The sequence below is a fragment of the Streptomyces caeni genome (genome assembly GCF_042678285.1).
In the GTDB taxonomy this organism is placed as follows: domain Bacteria; phylum Actinomycetota; class Actinomycetes; order Streptomycetales; family Streptomycetaceae; genus Streptomyces; species Streptomyces caeni.
Genome location: NZ_JBHUDX010000096.1, coordinates 19,689 through 20,134, shown reverse-complemented (window position 1 = coordinate 20,134; position 446 = coordinate 19,689). Strand labels below are relative to the sequence as shown.

General features: G+C 74.0%; 1 pseudogene. It reads right to left on the bottom strand.

The window, feature by feature from the left end:
• Positions 1-21: 21 nt before the first annotated feature.
• Positions 22-446: pseudogene (locus ACFSL4_RS30925) on the bottom strand (hypothetical protein); the annotation flags it as partial.

Here is a 446-nt window from a genome sequence, read left to right as displayed (position 1 = left end):
CCCCGCCCCGGCCCGCGGAGGTCAGACGAGGGGCCGACGGGCGGCCGGCGGGGCCGGGTGGGCGGGTTCCAGTTCCTCGATGGCGCGCAGGGTGCCGCCGAGCGTTCTCACCAGCAGGGCGCGCATGCTGTCGCGGGACGGCTCCGGGCGGTCCATCCAGTCGAGCGTCGCACCCTCCATGCCACACACCCAGCCGAGGAGCCCCATGCGTGCCAGTGGAGCGATGTCGCGCCTGCCGTACGCCCCCTCGGCGATGGTGGCGACGATCGCCTCGCGCACCTCGTCCCGGACGGCGTGCACCTGGGCGTCGAAGCCGACGCCGCCGCTGACGACCGTGCGGTAGGCGGCCCGGTTGTGCGGCCCATGCCTCCGACTGCCGGCGGGACGTCGGCAGTATTGCAGAATGACGCGGAGCCGTTCCGGAATTGCCCGGACAGCCCGGATCA